16 protein-coding genes are annotated in these 14,386 nt (G+C 67.8%); 8 read left to right on the plus strand and 8 right to left on the minus strand.

The genetic code is table 11. The features are described from left to right. Positions 1–89: 89 nt before the first annotated feature. Positions 90–590 (minus strand): MarR family winged helix-turn-helix transcriptional regulator, encoded by a 501-nt coding sequence (locus tag ACIBO2_RS23455; RefSeq protein WP_397299093.1) that lies wholly within the window; start codon positions 588–590, stop codon positions 90–92. A gap of 220 nt (positions 591–810) precedes the next feature. Between ACIBO2_RS23455 and ACIBO2_RS23460 the strand changes: the two genes are divergently transcribed. Both ACIBO2_RS23460 and ACIBO2_RS23465 read left to right on the plus strand, forming a co-directional pair. Next, entirely contained in the window at positions 811–1,965 is a 1,155-nt protein-coding gene (locus ACIBO2_RS23460) for a cytochrome P450 (protein WP_358541914.1), read from the plus strand. A 126-nt stretch (positions 1,966–2,091) separates the two neighbouring features. Then, positions 2,092–3,456 (plus strand): erythromycin esterase family protein, encoded by a 1,365-nt coding sequence (locus ACIBO2_RS23465; protein ID WP_397299097.1) that lies wholly within the window; start codon positions 2,092–2,094, stop codon positions 3,454–3,456. Between the two features lie 185 nt (positions 3,457–3,641). On the opposite strand, the gene ACIBO2_RS23470 is transcribed toward ACIBO2_RS23465, so the two are convergent. Genes ACIBO2_RS23470 through ACIBO2_RS23480 form a run of 3 tightly spaced genes read right to left on the minus strand, consistent with a single transcriptional unit; the run spans position 3,642 to position 5,421 of the window. After that, the gene (locus ACIBO2_RS23470) at positions 3,642–4,229 is read right to left on the minus strand and encodes a dihydrofolate reductase family protein (RefSeq protein ID WP_397299100.1); all 588 of its coding nucleotides are present in this window, start codon (positions 4,227–4,229) and stop codon (positions 3,642–3,644) included. A 4-nt stretch (positions 4,230–4,233) separates the two neighbouring features. Next, positions 4,234–4,836, minus strand: a complete 603-nt coding sequence (locus tag ACIBO2_RS23475; protein ID WP_397299103.1) for a dihydrofolate reductase family protein — start codon at positions 4,834–4,836, stop codon at positions 4,234–4,236. A gap of 9 nt (positions 4,837–4,845) precedes the next feature. Continuing rightward, positions 4,846–5,421, minus strand: a complete 576-nt coding sequence (locus ACIBO2_RS23480; protein WP_397299106.1) for a YceI family protein — start codon at positions 5,419–5,421, stop codon at positions 4,846–4,848. Between the two features lie 207 nt (positions 5,422–5,628). Here ACIBO2_RS23480 and ACIBO2_RS23485 point away from each other — a divergent pair, with 207 nt between their 5' ends. After that, positions 5,629–6,702 (plus strand): helix-turn-helix transcriptional regulator, encoded by a 1,074-nt coding sequence (locus ACIBO2_RS23485; protein ID WP_397299109.1) that lies wholly within the window; start codon positions 5,629–5,631, stop codon positions 6,700–6,702. Positions 6,703–7,224: 522 nt separating this feature from the next. Here ACIBO2_RS23485 and ACIBO2_RS23490 read toward each other — a convergent pair. The 3 genes from ACIBO2_RS23490 to ACIBO2_RS23500 all read right to left on the minus strand — a co-directional run bounded on the left by ACIBO2_RS23490 (position 7,225) and on the right by ACIBO2_RS23500 (position 9,078). Further along, entirely contained in the window at positions 7,225–7,797 is a 573-nt protein-coding gene (locus ACIBO2_RS23490) for a GNAT family N-acetyltransferase (RefSeq protein ID WP_358541936.1), read from the minus strand. Between the two features lie 77 nt (positions 7,798–7,874). Next, positions 7,875–8,378: an NUDIX hydrolase gene (locus tag ACIBO2_RS23495; RefSeq protein WP_397299113.1), complete on the minus strand. Its 504-nt coding sequence runs from the start codon at positions 8,376–8,378 to the stop codon at positions 7,875–7,877. A gap of 43 nt (positions 8,379–8,421) precedes the next feature. Further along, positions 8,422–9,078 carry a helix-turn-helix domain-containing protein gene (locus ACIBO2_RS23500; protein ID WP_358541942.1) on the minus strand — a complete coding sequence of 219 codons (657 nt, stop codon included), beginning with the start codon at positions 9,076–9,078 and terminating at the stop codon, positions 8,422–8,424. A gap of 141 nt (positions 9,079–9,219) precedes the next feature. Between ACIBO2_RS23500 and ACIBO2_RS23505 the strand changes: the two genes are divergently transcribed. Both ACIBO2_RS23505 and ACIBO2_RS23510 read left to right on the plus strand, forming a co-directional pair. Beyond that, positions 9,220–10,815 (plus strand): FAD-dependent oxidoreductase, encoded by a 1,596-nt coding sequence (locus ACIBO2_RS23505; protein WP_397299116.1) that lies wholly within the window; start codon positions 9,220–9,222, stop codon positions 10,813–10,815. Positions 10,816–10,926: 111 nt separating this feature from the next. Beyond that, on the plus strand, positions 10,927–11,070 hold the full coding sequence (locus ACIBO2_RS23510) for a hypothetical protein (protein ID WP_358541947.1): 144 nt from the start codon (positions 10,927–10,929) through the stop codon (positions 11,068–11,070). A 214-nt stretch (positions 11,071–11,284) separates the two neighbouring features. Here ACIBO2_RS23510 and ACIBO2_RS23515 read toward each other — a convergent pair whose 3' ends face one another. Then, positions 11,285–11,686, minus strand: a complete 402-nt coding sequence (locus ACIBO2_RS23515) for a VOC family protein (protein ID WP_397299119.1) — start codon at positions 11,684–11,686, stop codon at positions 11,285–11,287. A gap of 120 nt (positions 11,687–11,806) precedes the next feature. Here ACIBO2_RS23515 and ACIBO2_RS23520 point away from each other — a divergent pair, with 120 nt between their 5' ends. The 3 genes from ACIBO2_RS23520 (at position 11,807) to ACIBO2_RS23530 (ending at position 14,347) form a co-directional block, all read left to right on the plus strand. Next, positions 11,807–12,454, plus strand: coding sequence for a TetR/AcrR family transcriptional regulator (locus ACIBO2_RS23520; RefSeq protein WP_358541952.1), 648 nt, complete (start codon positions 11,807–11,809; stop codon positions 12,452–12,454). An 89-nt stretch (positions 12,455–12,543) separates the two neighbouring features. After that, complete coding sequence (locus tag ACIBO2_RS23525; protein ID WP_397299123.1) at positions 12,544–13,098, plus strand: dihydrofolate reductase family protein; 555 nt, start codon at positions 12,544–12,546, stop codon at positions 13,096–13,098. Between the two features lie 76 nt (positions 13,099–13,174). Next, on the plus strand, positions 13,175–14,347 hold the full coding sequence (locus ACIBO2_RS23530; RefSeq protein WP_397299126.1) for a PQQ-binding-like beta-propeller repeat protein: 1,173 nt from the start codon (positions 13,175–13,177) through the stop codon (positions 14,345–14,347). Positions 14,348–14,386 lie beyond the last annotated feature (39 nt).

The following is a 14,386-nucleotide window of genomic DNA, read 5'->3' on the forward strand; positions in this document are numbered from 1 at the left end:
CGTAGGTTGTTCGGGATACGAAGGAGGCCATGGGGGTGCCCGACTTCCGGGCAAGCGTCAAAACATGCGTCCACCCTAGCCAAGCACGATCATGTTCGGCCCTGGAGCGTGGCTTGGAGTCGGTGGATCTCGGCGGCGGTGCTGCGCTCGGCCGTTTTCATGAAGCGGACGATGGTGCCGAGCTCCGCGTCGTCGAAGTCGCCGAGGTCGTCTCGCGTACGGGCGATCAGTCCTGCGTAGGCGGCGCTGACCCGGTCGAGGCCTTCCTGGGTGGGTTCGATGAGCACCCGCCTGCGGTCGTGGGGGTCGGCCACCCGTCGGACGCAGCCTGCGGCGACGAGTCGGTCGATCATGCGCGAGGCCGATCCGGTGGTGAGGTTCACGTGTTTGGCCAGGACGCCGGGTGTTGTCGGACCGTGACGGCCCAGCACGAACAGGCATTGCACGTCGGTGTCGGTGACGCCCAGCCGCCCGGCGACAAGGCTGTTGAGCTGAACGACCAAGATCGCCCAGCTGGGCACCACGTCCGTGGTGACCTCGGCAAGTAGCGCCTCCCTGCCCGCCGCCGGCTCCGCCATCGCGACACCCATCCCTTCCATTTCACTGCGTCGTGCAGCGAAGTTTGTGGTAGATTCACTGCGTGGCGCAGTTACTGTGCTACGCAGTCATTCTATCTCATCGCCTCATAGATCGATTCCGTTCAGGCGTACGGCCGCCGTCGTTCTGACCGCGACCGTCAGCATGACGACCCCGGCGATCGGCCAGGACGCCTGCCTCACCATCCGATTCGGACCACCCCATGGAGACTCGATGACCGACGCGCCCCGTGCCACCGTCGACCCGTTCGCCGTCACCGTCCGCGGGATCGGCGAACCCCATCCCGTCCGCGCCGCCCTGCGCGCCACCGGTCCCATCGTCCAGGCCGACGCCCCAGCCGGCGGCCCGGTATGGATCATCACCGACGACGCCCTCGCCCGCGAAGCCCTCGTACACCCCCACATCGTGAAAGACCCCGCCTACGCACCGGCGCACTGGGACCCGCGTACCGCAGGTCTGGAACCGACTGCCGCCGCGCAGCCGTCGCTGACCACCTTCGACGGCCCGGCGCACACGCGGCTGCGCCGAGCGCACGCCCCGCTCTTCACCGCCCGGCGGATGCAGGACTATGCCGAACGGATCACCCGGTTCGCCCGCGATCAGCTCACCGAGCTCGCCGCGACCGGTGAAACGGTCGACCTGATGGCCGACTTCACCACTCGGTTCCCCCTCACCGTGGTCTGCGATGTGCTCGGCGTACCACTCGACCGGATCGACCAGGCCATCACGGCCTGCCGGGGCATGCACAGCGCCGATCCCCAGGAGGTGGAGGCGGCGATGGCCGGCTTCGGACAGCTGGCCGCCGCCGCGCTCAGCGAGGGCCGACCCGGCCTCGCCACCGAGCTACGCGAACGGGTCCCCGACGAACTCACCGAGGAACAACTGCACTACCTGATCTTCACACTGATCTACGCCGGGCAGCTGACCACCGACCCATCGCTGGGGTTCCTGCTCGCCCACGTCTTCGACTCCGACGGCTCTTCAGCGCGGGAGATCACGGTCGAGGAGTTCGTCAAGGAGACGCTGCGCCTGCACGCGCCCGCACCCTTCAGCCTCTGGCGGTTCACCTCCGCCGACATCGATCTCGCCGGAGTACGGCTCCCCGCCCACTCCCCCGTGCTCATCGACATCCAGGGCATCAACACCCATCCCGGCCGATCGATCGGGCCTGACCTCACCTTCGGCGCCGGTCCCCACTACTGCACCGGCGCGCAACTGGCCCAACTCGAACTGAGCGCGGTCGTATCGGTCGTACGGGCCGACTTCCCCGACGCACACCTCGCGGTGCCGATCTCCGAGTTGCAGCAGGTCGACTTCGGCGGCATACAGGGGAGCCGACTGACCGCTCTCCCGGTGAACCTGCGGTGAAATAGACAGCCGTATTTTTGTGCCGGTGTCCCGCGGGGCATCGTCAGCGGACTGTCGCTGTACTGTCAGCGCTCCCGCCGAGGCTTACCCCCGTCAACAACACGCACTCATGCGACGGGACACCATATGCACACCAAGACCTGGGGCGGCGCACTCGTTCTCGGCCTCGCGCTCACCACCGCCATCGGCCCCGCCGCGACCGCCGACGCCGACAGCCCGGCCGCTGTCGTGGCGGCGCTCAACGCCGTGGCCAAGCCCCTCGCCTCCACCTCGCCCCAGGGTGGCCTGCGCGACCTGGACGCGTTCGGCGCGATGGTGGCGGGCGCGAAGGTGGTCGGTGTCGGAGAGGCCACGCACAGCACCGCCGAGTTCTACACGCTCAACCACCGGCTGTTCCGCTACCTGGTGACGGAGAAGGGGTTCACCACCTTCGCCCGGGAGCTGAGCTGGAGCACCGCTGTACGGCTGAACGACTACGTCCTGCACGCCAAGGGCGACCCACGGCAGATCCTGCACGACGAGGTCACCGGCCCTTACGTCCTGTTCAACAACCGCGAGTTCCTCGGCCTGATCACCTGGATGCGCTCCTACAACACCACCCACCAGGCGAAGGTCCAGTTCATGGGCGCCGACCTGCTCTACCCCGGCGACGTCCTGTTCGACAAGGTCCTCGGTTACGTCGCCGAGCACCACCCCGACCTGACACCCGAGTTCACCAAGCTGTACGAGGGGCTACGGCCCACCACCCCGAACGCCGGCCAGTACATGGGCATCGCCCTGTCCCAGCCACTGGAGACCCGCAAGGACAACGCCCGCCGCGCCACCGAGGCCCTCAAACTCCTCCAGCAGCAGAAGCCCGGCGGCGACGACTACCAGTGGGCGGTGCAGCACGCCCGCGCCTTGTCGCAGACCTTCACCGACTTCGCCTTCGACCAGGCCACCGCCGAGGGACGCCGGCAGGCGCAGGAATACCGGGACACCACGCTGGCCGACAACGTCGTCTGGTGGAACAAGACGACCGGCCACAAGATCCAGATGTCCGGCCTGAACGCGCACATCAGCTACACCCCGATCGACACCATGTTCGTCCCCGCCCCGATGGGCGGCGTCCTGCGCGAACGCCTCGGCAACCGCTTCGTCACCGTCGGCACCAGCTTCGACCAGGGCGGCTACAACTTCACCCTCGACAAGGGTGAGTGCCCGGCCGGCTCCACCCCAGCCGAGCGCCTCCTGACCTGCAAGGGCTCGGTCACAGCGGCCGACAGCGACTACAACGAGTACGTCCTGGACCAGGTCCGCTACCGCGACTTCATCCTCGACACCCGCGCCGCACCACAGGCGGCCAGAACCTGGCTCGCCGAGCCCCGCCCCACCCGCCTGATCGGCGGCGGCTTCTGGTCACCCGACCAGGCCACCAAGGCCGCCCTCGGCCAGTCCTTCGACATCTTGATCCACCTGCACAAGGTCAAGGCCGCCGCACTGCTGCCGTGACGCCTCCGGGGAGACAGGCGAGACACACCCGCTCGTCTCCCCAGCCCGGCATTGGCGTCGCCGTAGGGTGGCCGCGGACTTCGATGGCTATCTGGGGTTGCCAAGCGTGCTGGTGGACCGGGAGTCGTTCGCGCTCGCCGATCTACGCAACGAGCTCACACGCTGACGTCGCACAACTTCGCGGGTCACGGGTGGCGGATGCGGTAGCGCAGGTGCATGACGTGCTGTGTGACTTCCTCGACCTGCGGCGTGGTCAACCGGCGGACCGGGTCGAGTTCGATGTGCTCGGCCGGCAGGTCGTCGAACAGCCGGCGTCCCTGCCCGAGCAGGACCGGTACGACGTGTAGTTCCAGCTCGTCCAGCTGCCCTGCCCGCAGCAGCGCCTGCGCCGCCCCGGCACCGTGCACCATCACGTCGCCGTCGCCGGCTGCCGCGCGGGCCTGTGCGGCGCACTCGTTTACGTCGGTGACGTAGCGGACGCTGCCTGGTGGCGGGTCGTCCGGGACGTCGTGGGTCAGGATGAAGATCGGGACGCCGTCGTGATGGTCGCCCTGCCAGCGGTCGGCGTGTTCGTAGGTGCGGCGGCCGGCGATGAGGGCGCGGCTGGCCAGCGCCTCGGCGTACACCTGCCGGCTGGGTCCCGGGTCGTTGCGCCGGTCGAGCCAGTTGAAAAGCCGGAACCCGCCGATTCCCATCGGGGTGTCCAGGCTGTCCTGCGGCCCGGTGACGTAACCATCCAGGGACATGGTCATGTACAGCCGGATGAGCGCCATCGCCTCAGCCCTCCGTCCGCACGCGGTAGCGCAGGTGCGCCACACCCGGCCCGTCCACGGCACGGAGCAGTTCGAGCTCGATGTGGTCGGGCGGCATGTCCTCGAAGAGCGGTTCACCCTGTCCGATCAGGACCGGGATCAGGTGAATCTGCAGCTCGTCGAGGACGCCGGCGGCAAGTGCCAGCCGAGCGGTGCGGGCTCCATGGACCAGTACGTCCTTGTCACCGGCCGCCTCCTTGGCCATGTTCATCGCGGCCGTGACGTCGCTCACATAGGTGACTCCGGGCCATTGCAGTTCGGGATCGGGCTGACGGCGGCTCAGGACGAAGATCGGCACGCCATCGTGGTGGTCGCCGCCCCAGCCGTCGGCGAGCTCGAACGTCCGCCGGCCGACGACGACCGCCCCGGTGGCCATGGCCTCGTCCGTGACCTCACGATTCGCGCCCGCCAGGTGGTCGAGGTCTGTCCTGTGATCGGCGTCGGCATCCGGCAGAAACCACTCATGCAGCCGATGCCCTTTGTCACCGAGCCCGTTGCCCGGCGCCACGTTCGGCCCGGCGATGAACCCGTCCACCGACATCGACATGTACAGCACAGTCTTACTCACGTTTCCGTCCTAATCAGTGTTGGCGAGTTGCCTTGCGGCAGACTCGGTGGCCGTGAACTCGATCTCGATGGCGATCTCGATGGTGTCGGCGACCACGACGTTGCCGGCGCCGAAGCCGAGCTGGATGTCGACGCCGAACGCGGCGCGGCTGATGGTGGTGCTCGCCGAGAACCCGGTCCGCTCCGCGCCGGACGGATCGTCGACGACGCCGAGGAACTCGGCCTCCATCTCGACGGTCCTGGTGACACCGTGCAGGGTCAACTCGCCCACCAGGATGAAGGTCTCGCCGTCGAAGCCGCGGACCTCGGTCGAGGTGAACTCGATCTGCGGGTACTTCTCCACGTCCAGGAAATCGGCCGACCGGATGTGCTGGTCGCGCTGTTCGTTGCCGGTGCGCACCGAGGCGGGGTCGATGAGGGCGGTCACCCGGCCGCCGCCCTCGCCGACGCTCAGCGCCGCCGAGGCGAGCGCGAATCGTCCTCTGACCTTGCCGACGCCCATGTGGCGGACCTTGAACGAGATGTCGGAATGAACGGGATCGCCGACCCAAGTACCGGCGGCGAGGGTGGTATCGACGGTGATCATGGCGTACGGGACCCCCTGTGCTGCCCGGCCTGCCCGGGCGGATACTGATCTGTGCGACCAGCATGCGAGATCGTGGAGCCGGGTTGTATCCCAGATTTCTGGGATGATGCCGTCGATCGCCATAAGCTCCCGATCGTGGTCAACGCATCTGCGGCGCATGCGCGCGTCCGCGACGAAATCGTCAGGCTGGTTCACCGAGGGTTACCCGTGCCGGACTTCGCGCGGGCCGTCGGCGACGCCTTGGGCCGGGCCGTGCCCGCCGAAGGCACCTGCCTGATGACGACCGACCCGGCGACCATGCTCCCGACCGCCGAGTTCGTGGAGAACGGCCTGCCCGCGGCAGAGCTGCTCCGGCTCGTGGAGATCGAGGTGCGTGAGCCGGACTTCAACAAGTGGTCACAGCTCGCCCACGCCGGCCGCCCGGCCGGCAGTCTGAGCGAAGCCACCGCCGGTGACCTCGACCGTAGCCTGCGCCAGCGGGAGATCCGCCGCCCCGGGGGATTCTCCGATGAGTTGCGGGTGGTGCTCGCCGGCGGCACGGGGGCATGGGGGCAGCTGACCGTGTTCCGGGAGGCGAAGCGCCCGTACTTCTCCTTGGCCGAGGTGGAGTTCGTATCGTCGATCGCCCCTCTGATCACTGATGGACTACGGCGGGGCCTGTTGCTCGGTGACGCGCAGGCCGGTGACGACGACGTCGGTCTGCTGATCCTCGACGCCGATGACGGCGTACGCATGTCCAACAAGTCAGCGGATCGTTGGCTGGACGAGCTGGGCACCGGTGACAGAGCGGGCGCTCGGCTGCCGCTGGTGATCTCCGCGGTCGCTCGCCAGACCCGTTCCCTCTGCGGCCCGGCGACGAGTGCGGCACCTGCGCCGACCGATCTCCGGCCGGCTAGGGCCCGAGCGCGCACCCGGGCCGGTCAGTGGCTGATCGTCCGCGGCTCGCTGCTGAATGACGGTCCGGAACCGCAGGTCGCGGTGATGCTGGAAGTCGCTCGCCCCGCCGAGATGGCGCCCCTGATGGTCGATGCGTACGGCTTTACCGACAGCGAGCGCCGGGTCACCGAGCTGGTGGCCATGGGCTTGTCCACCAAGCAGATCGCCGGCCGGCTGCAGGTGTCGTCATACACCGTGCAGGACCACCTGAAGTCGATCTTCGCCAAGTCGGGCACCGGTTCACGCGGCGACCTGATCGCCCGGCTGTTCCTCGATCACTATGCCGCCTCCTTGACGTCAGGAGTCGCGCCGCCGACCGCATCCGATCGAAGGGCCCTGGCGTAAGTTTGATCGTTCCGCGAACAGCGTGATTTGTGCGGTAGGAAAGCATCGTGACTAACGATCAACGACATAGTCGGCGGCGGGTCCCCTTACGCGTTATCCGGTCCGTGGGAATCATGGCAAATGTCCTGGCGATTGGCGCGGGGTTCGGCGCGGCATCTTCGGAGCGCCCTTGGGTGCCGTCGGCGCATGCGTCAAGCGGCCGGGAGTGATGGGTTTGCTCGCGAGATTGACCGTGCCGGTCGGCGCCGCCGTACAGATGGTCGTGCTCCCGCCCGGCAGGAATGAGGTGATCGAGGCCATCGGAAGACGATCGTATGGACGGGGGCTGCCGCGATTATTGGCTTCATCCTTGTCCGTTTCTTCCTCGTTGAGCGACGTCGGCGCACCGTGACGACCGCAGAGTCTCCGTAGGGAAGCTGAGCACCCGCGCTGACCCCTATGGATGGGCAGTGATCGCAGCGGAGGCTGGGCCGCCCGGCGGCCCGAGCCAGTGGACGGAGTCACCGTACGCACCCCTCACGGTCAGTTGACTACACGGCGGTACCGAATTTCAGTGAGCGCGAAGCCGCGTGTCTCGTCCTGTTTGACGGAACCGTCACTGTGCCAGCCGTTGCTTTCGTAGAAGCGCCGAGCGCGTACGTTGGCCTCCAGCACCCACAAGGTGGCCTTCTCATAGCCGGCCTGCGCCATGGTTTCCAACGCCATCGTCATGAGTTGCCTGCCGACGCCGGCACCCCAGAACTCGGGTGCCAGATAGATCGTGGTGATCTCCGCGACGGTCGCGGAATTCTCATCCCGATCTCGTGTGGGGCCAAACCCGGTGAAGCCCGCAACGGAGCCGTCGAATTCGGCTACCAGGATTCCTTCCCAGGGCCACGACGTTTTGGCCAACAGACGCTCCCAGCCGGGTTGCCGTTGGGAGGAAGTCATCCCGTCAAGATATTGCTGGGGTACCAAGCCCTGGTAGGCCGCTTGCCAGGATCGCACGTGGATAACAGCGATCGCCTCGCTGTCAGCGAGTTCAGCTGGTCGAATGCGCATCAAAAGGTCATAGCACTCCCCGTCCATCGCCGTCGACAGGCTGAATTGCCGCAAACTGATAGATCGTCTGCTGTCGCTGCTACGACTTGAAGGGAGCGGCCTTCATCCTGGGTGCCGTCAGGGGACAGGACCTATGTACGCAGGGCGCGCGGCTCGCCTGACGGACGTCCCTCTGCGGCCAGTACATCGGCCAATAACTCCGAAAGTCCCACAGGCCGCAGAGTCTCTGTGCTGGCGACAAGCTCGGCCAAGGACCACCATCGGTGGTCGACGATTCCCTGCTGTTCCTCCGGCTCCAGGTAGGCGCGGGTAACGGCCTGCGTGCCACGCGCCCGCGCCAGAAAGTACCGCTCGTGCATGTGTACGGGCTCGCCGCCCCACCGGACGTCCGCGTCGAGAGTCCATAGGCACGGCCCCCACTCGACCTCCGTCACTCCTGTCTCCTCCAGCAGTTCTCTACAGGCGGCCTGAAGGAAGTCTTCGTCCTCCGCCAATCCTCCGCCTGGGGGCACCCAGAAAAACTCCTGGACCGGAGAGCCAGGGACGACGATGACGCCGTTGTACCTGTGCCGGATCATCAGAATCCGATCGTCCTGATCCAGCAGCACAATCCGGGCACCTCGTCGGGTCCGCATCACTTGCTCCCATCCGGCGTAGCTACCGGCAACGCTCCCATAACTAGGAAGCGGCTGGGCGGTGTGCCTGTCGCTCCACGGCGTCGAGTGCGGGCGTAAGTGGTGCGAGCGTGGTGCGCAGCAGGTCCGCCAGCGAGCCGGACGGCACGACGAGCCCGCCGGCCGTGACGGAGGCGGCAGTGGTGTGCAGCCACTGTTCGATCGCGACGCGGACCGCGGCGGCCACACTGGCCGCGAGCACACGGGCGGTTCGCGGGTCGATATCGCCGAGGCGTCTGGTGATCGCGTCGGTGAGGGGGTGTTCGAGCGCGCTGGTGGTATCGGAGAATGCCTCGCGCAGCGCGGGACGAGTGGTGATCATCAGCAGCGCCTCGCGACTGGGTACGCCCGGATCCGTGTACTGATCCACGATCGCCTCGGTGATCGCGGCGGCCAGGCCGACGTCGTCGGGCCGGTCAGCCACTGCCGCCGCGACCCGCGCTTCCCGTTCGCTGTTGATGGCGGCGACGATCGCCTGTTCGCGGCTGGAGAAGTAGTTGTTGTAGGTCCGGGCTGAGACGCCGACGGCCTCGGCGATGTCGTCGACGCGCACGTTGTCCGGTCCACGCTCAAGGGCCAGCCGCAATGCCGCCGCACTCAACGCCTCCCGGGTGGCCTGCTTCTTCTGCTCACGCAACCCGGTTCGTCTTGTCGTCACCATTTCAGCATCCCAGCTTGAGTGCGTGCGCGCAAATTTGCGTGCACGCACTTTTATGCCTAGCCTCGCGTCTCATCACCATGCGAGTCCCATGCGAGTCCCCTCCGAGTCCCATTGCGAGTCTCATGCGAGCGAAGGAGCAACATGATCACAGATGTCGTCATCGCCGGCGGCGGCCCGAACGGGCTGATGCTGGCCTGCGAACTGAGCCTCGCAGGAGTCCGGCCGCTCGTGCTGGAGCGGCTACCTGAGCCCAGCCAGGAGCCCAAAGCGAACGGACTGCTCGGCCAGGTCGTGAAGATGCTCGACCACCGCGGGTTGCACGAACGTCTCAGCGGCAGCCCGGAACCACCGCGACCGAACTCCGCGTACTTCATGTTCGGCGCGATGGGCCTTGACCTGAGCCTGCTGGCGGACAGCCCCGTCTACGCCCTGCCGGTGCCGCAGCGACGCATAGTGCAGGTCCTGGAGGATCGAGCGATCGAGCTGGGGGTGGAAATCCGGCGGGGACACGAGGTCGTGGGCCTGTCACAGGACGACGACGCCGTCGCCGTCGACATCACGAGCCCGGACGGGGAGTACCATCTGCGGGCCCGATACCTGATCGGTGCCGACGGAGCCCACAGCGCCACGCGCAAGCTGTCCGGCATCGGATTCCCTGGCGTCACCTACGACCGGATGACCGTCCGCTCGGCGCACGCAACCGTCCCCGCGGACTGGGTCGACCCCGCCAACGGCGCGCTGAACGTGCCCGGATACGGCCCCGTCATACCGTTCCTGCCCCACCGCACCGAGCAGGGCGGGTTCTCGTACGCGCCGATGCCCGGCCATCCACCGCTGGTCACCACTACCGAGTGGGACCAGCCCGCGACTGACGCCGCGATGAGCCTGGAGGAGTTGCGGGCGAGCATCCGCCGCGTGCTCGGCGTCGACGTACCACTCGGACCGCCCAACGGCGAAGGGCCGCACGCCTTGCGCCGGCTGACCGGCGGCAACACCCGGGTCGCCGAACGGTTCGCCCACGGCCGGGTGTTCCTGATCGGTGACGCCGCCCACGTGTACGCCGCCACCGGGGGCGGCCCCGGGCTCAACCTCGGACTGCAGGACGCGATCAATCTCGGCTGGAAGCTCGCCGCCGAGATCCGAGGAAGCGCTCCGCCCGGACTGCTGAGCACGTACGAGACGGAGCGGCGATCGGCCGCGCACCGCATGGTGTTGAACGCCCAGGCGCAGTCGGCGCTGATCGCCCCCGGCAGTGACGTCACCGGACTGCGCGAAGTGTTCAGCGAACTGCTCCGCGACCCGAACACGGTACGGCGCCTGGCCGAACTCACCGCGGGCGCCGACGTCCGCTACGACATGAGCGAAGACGTGGCCGAAGACATAGGCGAAGACGTGGGCGAAAACATGGGCGGACCCAAGCCGCACCCGCTGATCGGCCGCTTCGCCCCGAACCTGGAGCTGCACACCCCCACCGGGCCGGTCCGGCTGGCCGAGCTGACCAGAACCGCACGCCCCCTGCTGCTCGACCTGACCGAAGGAGCATCGCTGGCGCGGACACCTGCCCTGCGACACGACCAGGTCGACATCGTCACCGCGCACCCCCAGCCCCACGCGCCCACCGCCCTGCTCCTTCGCCCGGACTGCTACGTGGCCTGGGCTTCCGCATCACCCCAACCAGATTCCGCGGAGATGGAATCGCTCCGGGCGGCCTTGCAGCGGTGGTTCGGCCCCATGTGACCCACACGGGCGCCGGGCGACACGCGGCATCGTGGGCACGGACGGCCACCGCCGAGATCGAAAACTCGACTCTTCACGCTGCGCATTCGTTTTACGAACTTCGGTGGCGGGGTGAACGCGGCGAACAACTGGAACTTCACCGCCACGGCCGTCTGCCTGCAGGAGGTGGCAGTGGTGCCGGCCCTAGGAATGTGGGTGGGCGATCACACGAACAACTGCGCCACCGGCAACGTCATCGATCACAGCGGCAAGTAGGCGCATTTCCTGCGGGCCAGAAGAAGCGCGCGGCCATGGAGCCGGGCGCCGGGCCGGCTCGGCGCCGCAAACGCGTTCGCCGCCGCCACCGATCCCATCAGCCAACTCGCGGACGTGCCGGCGGACGACCTACGTACGGAACTCCTTCGCGGCGCGAGCGCGATCCTCGATCCCGCACCGATCGCCGAGCCTTAGACGCAGCAGGGAGCCTCTTTCATGGGGTCGGGTCAGCGGCGTTCGGGGCGGCCCATTCGACGAACTGGACGATCACGCCGTTGGGGTCGGTGACCTGGAACAGGGCTTCGCCCCAGGGCTCCTGGCGCAGCGGCATGGTGATCTGCGCCCCGGCGTCGCGTAGCCGCTTCTCCTGCTGGGCCAGGCCGCCGGCGAGGGTGAAGGCGATGATCAGACCGCTGGCACGCTGGTCGCGCTGCTCGGGCGGCAGCACCTCGATGCCGCGGGCGAGCAGGACGATGTCGACCGCGTCGTCGCGCGACAGGGAGGCGAAGCCGTCGGCGGCCTGCTGGATGGTGTAGCCCAGGTAAGTGGTGAAGAACGCCTGGGAGGCGGCGACGTCGTCGACGGTCAGTGAGACGGTGGAAGCGATGAACTGCACGGGATCTCCTCTGGCGGGTGGGCTTGATGTTCCATCGTCATAAACTTACGACGGAGGTAAAGTTAGTCCAAGGCGTCCAAGGGTGTCAACATAAAGATGCTACGAGGATAAGATTGCGTCATGGATACCCAGAGTCCCACCCCGGCCGCCGGGCTGCGCGAGACCAAGAAGCACGAGACGCGGCAGCTCATCTCCGACCACGCGACCCGGCTGTTCATCGCCCAGGGCTTCGAGCAGACGACCATCGCCGAGATCGCCGCCGTCGCCCGCGTCGCCAAGAAGACCGTCACCAACTACTTCCCGCGCAAGGAAGACCTGGCCCTGGACCATCAGGAGGCGTTCGCCACCTCCCTGGCCCACGCCGTCACCGCACGACGCCCAGGGGAGTCAGCGCTGGCCGCGCTGCGCCGCGCGTTCGCCGACGCCGTGGCCGTCCAGGACCCGGTCGCCGGATTCTCCGGCCAGGAGTTCGCCCGCATGATCGCCGACAGCCCCACCCTGACCGTCTGCCTGCGCGGCCTGCACGACCAGCGCGAACACCACCTCGCCCAGGTGCTCGCCGACGTCACCGCCGCTCAGCCCGGCGACATCACCGTGCAGACCGCCGCCGCCCTGCTGGGCACCGTCCACCGCGTGCTGTTTCACCGCATCCAGACCCTCACCCTCGCCGGACACCCCAACGACCAGATCGCCCACACCATCGCCGCCGAAGCCGGCCAAGCCTTCGACTTGCTGGAGCCCGCCCTGGCCACCTACGCCTCCGCCTGATGTGAGTGCTGTTGGCCCGGCCTGCGATGAGTTTTAGCGCTCCATCGGGTCTCCACTCCGGACGATCTCTACGACCAAGGAGGAATTTCATGGGCAAGGTCATCTACTGGATGAACACCTCGATGGACGGCTACATCGAGGACCCCAAGGGCGGCATGGACTTCATGGACCCGGACGAGGACTTTCGCCAGGCGGCGAACGACCACGTCCGCCGGATCGCGGCGTTCCTGTTCGGGAGGCGGCTGTATGAGGCGATGGAAAAGCCCTGGACGCAGGACCTCGGCAAGGAAGGTGCCCCGGCCCTCGAGCGGGAGTTCGCCCAATTCTACAAGGAGACGCCGCGGTACGTCTTCTCCGACACCCTCCAGACCGTCCCCGAAGGGGTCACGATCGTCCGTCGCAAGGACGCCGTGTCCGCGGTGACGCGTCTCAAGCAGGAGATCGACGGCACCCTCCAATTCGGCGGCCCCGAGCTGGCCGTCTCCCTGCTGGACCTGATCGACGAGTTCTGGGTGTACGCGCTCCCCGTGATCGTCGGGGGCGGCAAGCCGTACCTGCCCGTGGGGGAAAAGCTGCGGCTGCGCCTGGTCGAGCACCGTTCCTTCGCCTCAGGAACCATGTTCCGGCGCTACGTACGGTCCTGACCGGCCCAGAGGCGGACCCACGAGGCGGCGTTCGGTTTTGCCGCATTGATCGCATTAAAGGGCCATGCTGGGCCTTATGCGGTTGATCCAGATCGTGTCATGTGCCGTCGTCAGCATCCTGCTGCTCGGTTTCGTCGGCTGGCCGGGCGAGACCATGACGCCGATGGGGGACTCCTCCCATCCCTGGCGCCCGGCGGGGTGGGGGACGCCAGGGATAGACGTCGTCGGTAGGGCTCCCTTCGCGGCCGAGGTCTACGGTGACGTGGCGGTGCGCTCGCGGTGGGGCCTGCGTACCGCAGGACTGGTCGGAGAGCGGATCACGGACGGATCCACGGCCTGGCGGTACGAGAACGGCTGGGCCGACGACTCGCTGGATCCCGTCCGGGTGGACGATCGCCGGGTCGCGGCCGTCTGGCGGGACGGCCGGGTCAGCCTCATCGACGTGCCGGACGGCCGCATCGTCTGGCAGGCCGACCTGCCGCCAGGCCCTGACCACGAGGCCAACCGGGCCTACGACGAGGAATGGGGGGCGGCCTGGGACATCTCCATGGCCACGGACGGCTCCGTTCCCCTCGTGGTGGCCCTGCACGAGGGCCGGCTCGACGTACTGGACGGCCGCACAGGCGCGATCCGCTGGTCCTACCCGTCTGATTCGTCCGCTTCCTGCGCCACAGGAGTCTCCAGCCTTGAAGCCCGCGGCGCGGGCGAGACCGTGCTCGTCTTCCAGGACTGCGCGGGCGAGGAGTCGAACGTCGCGCTCAGTGCCGCGGACGGCAGGCGGCTGTGGGGGTTCGACGGTGGAGAGCTGTGGCACGCGCGTGCGCTCGGCGCCGACCGCCTGGCGTCGGTGGACGCCGGCGGCGCTCTGATCGTCCGCAGGGTCCAGGACGGGAAGATCCTCTGGCGCGCCCCGTCGGCGGGGCTCAAGAACAACCCCTACGGGGAGGCGATGGGGGTGTCGGACAAACTGGTGACCGTACGCTCGGAGACCGAGGTGACCGCATACCGGATCGCCGACGGCGAGGTCGCCTGGCGCCGTACCCTGGGCGACGTGTGGAGCCGCACCGTGCTGACGGACGGCGTGGACACCTACGTCGCCGAAGACGCGACGACGCTCGTCAAGCTCGACGCCCGCACGGGACGCATCGTCGACCGGCACCGCTTCGAGGACCACATCACCCCGCAATGGATACGCGACGGACTGGCCGGGATCGGCGTGGGCACCGGCGGCGACGCGGTGATCGGCTGACTCGTCCCGAAAGCCCTGACAATCTGCGAGAGATGCAAG

It is taken from the genome of Nonomuraea sp. NPDC050022 (genome assembly GCF_044460705.1).
GTDB lineage: Bacteria > Actinomycetota > Actinomycetes > Streptosporangiales > Streptosporangiaceae > Nonomuraea.

Bases quoted from the DNA above. Each gene is read 5' to 3' on its own strand.
- ACIBO2_RS23455 (WP_397299093.1), bottom strand. From the start codon at position 590: ATGGGTGTCGCGATGGCGGAGCCGGCGGCGGGCAGGGAGGCGCTACTT.
- ACIBO2_RS23460 (WP_358541914.1), top strand. From the start codon at position 811: ATGACCGACGCGCCCCGTGCCACCGTCGACCCGTTCGCCGTCACCGTC.
- ACIBO2_RS23465 (WP_397299097.1), top strand. From the start codon at position 2,092: ATGCACACCAAGACCTGGGGCGGCGCACTCGTTCTCGGCCTCGCGCTC.
- ACIBO2_RS23470 (WP_397299100.1), bottom strand. From the start codon at position 4,229: ATGGCGCTCATCCGGCTGTACATGACCATGTCCCTGGATGGTTACGTC.
- ACIBO2_RS23480 (WP_397299106.1), bottom strand. From the start codon at position 5,421: ATGATCACCGTCGATACCACCCTCGCCGCCGGTACTTGGGTCGGCGAT.
- ACIBO2_RS23495 (WP_397299113.1), bottom strand. From the start codon at position 8,378: ATGCGGACCCGACGAGGTGCCCGGATTGTGCTGCTGGATCAGGACGAT.
- ACIBO2_RS23500 (WP_358541942.1), bottom strand. From the start codon at position 9,078: ATGGTGACGACAAGACGAACCGGGTTGCGTGAGCAGAAGAAGCAGGCC.
- ACIBO2_RS23505 (WP_397299116.1), top strand. From the start codon at position 9,220: ATGATCACAGATGTCGTCATCGCCGGCGGCGGCCCGAACGGGCTGATG.
- ACIBO2_RS23520 (WP_358541952.1), top strand. From the start codon at position 11,807: ATGGATACCCAGAGTCCCACCCCGGCCGCCGGGCTGCGCGAGACCAAG.
- ACIBO2_RS23525 (WP_397299123.1), top strand. From the start codon at position 12,544: ATGGGCAAGGTCATCTACTGGATGAACACCTCGATGGACGGCTACATC.
- ACIBO2_RS23530 (WP_397299126.1), top strand. From the start codon at position 13,175: ATGCGGTTGATCCAGATCGTGTCATGTGCCGTCGTCAGCATCCTGCTG.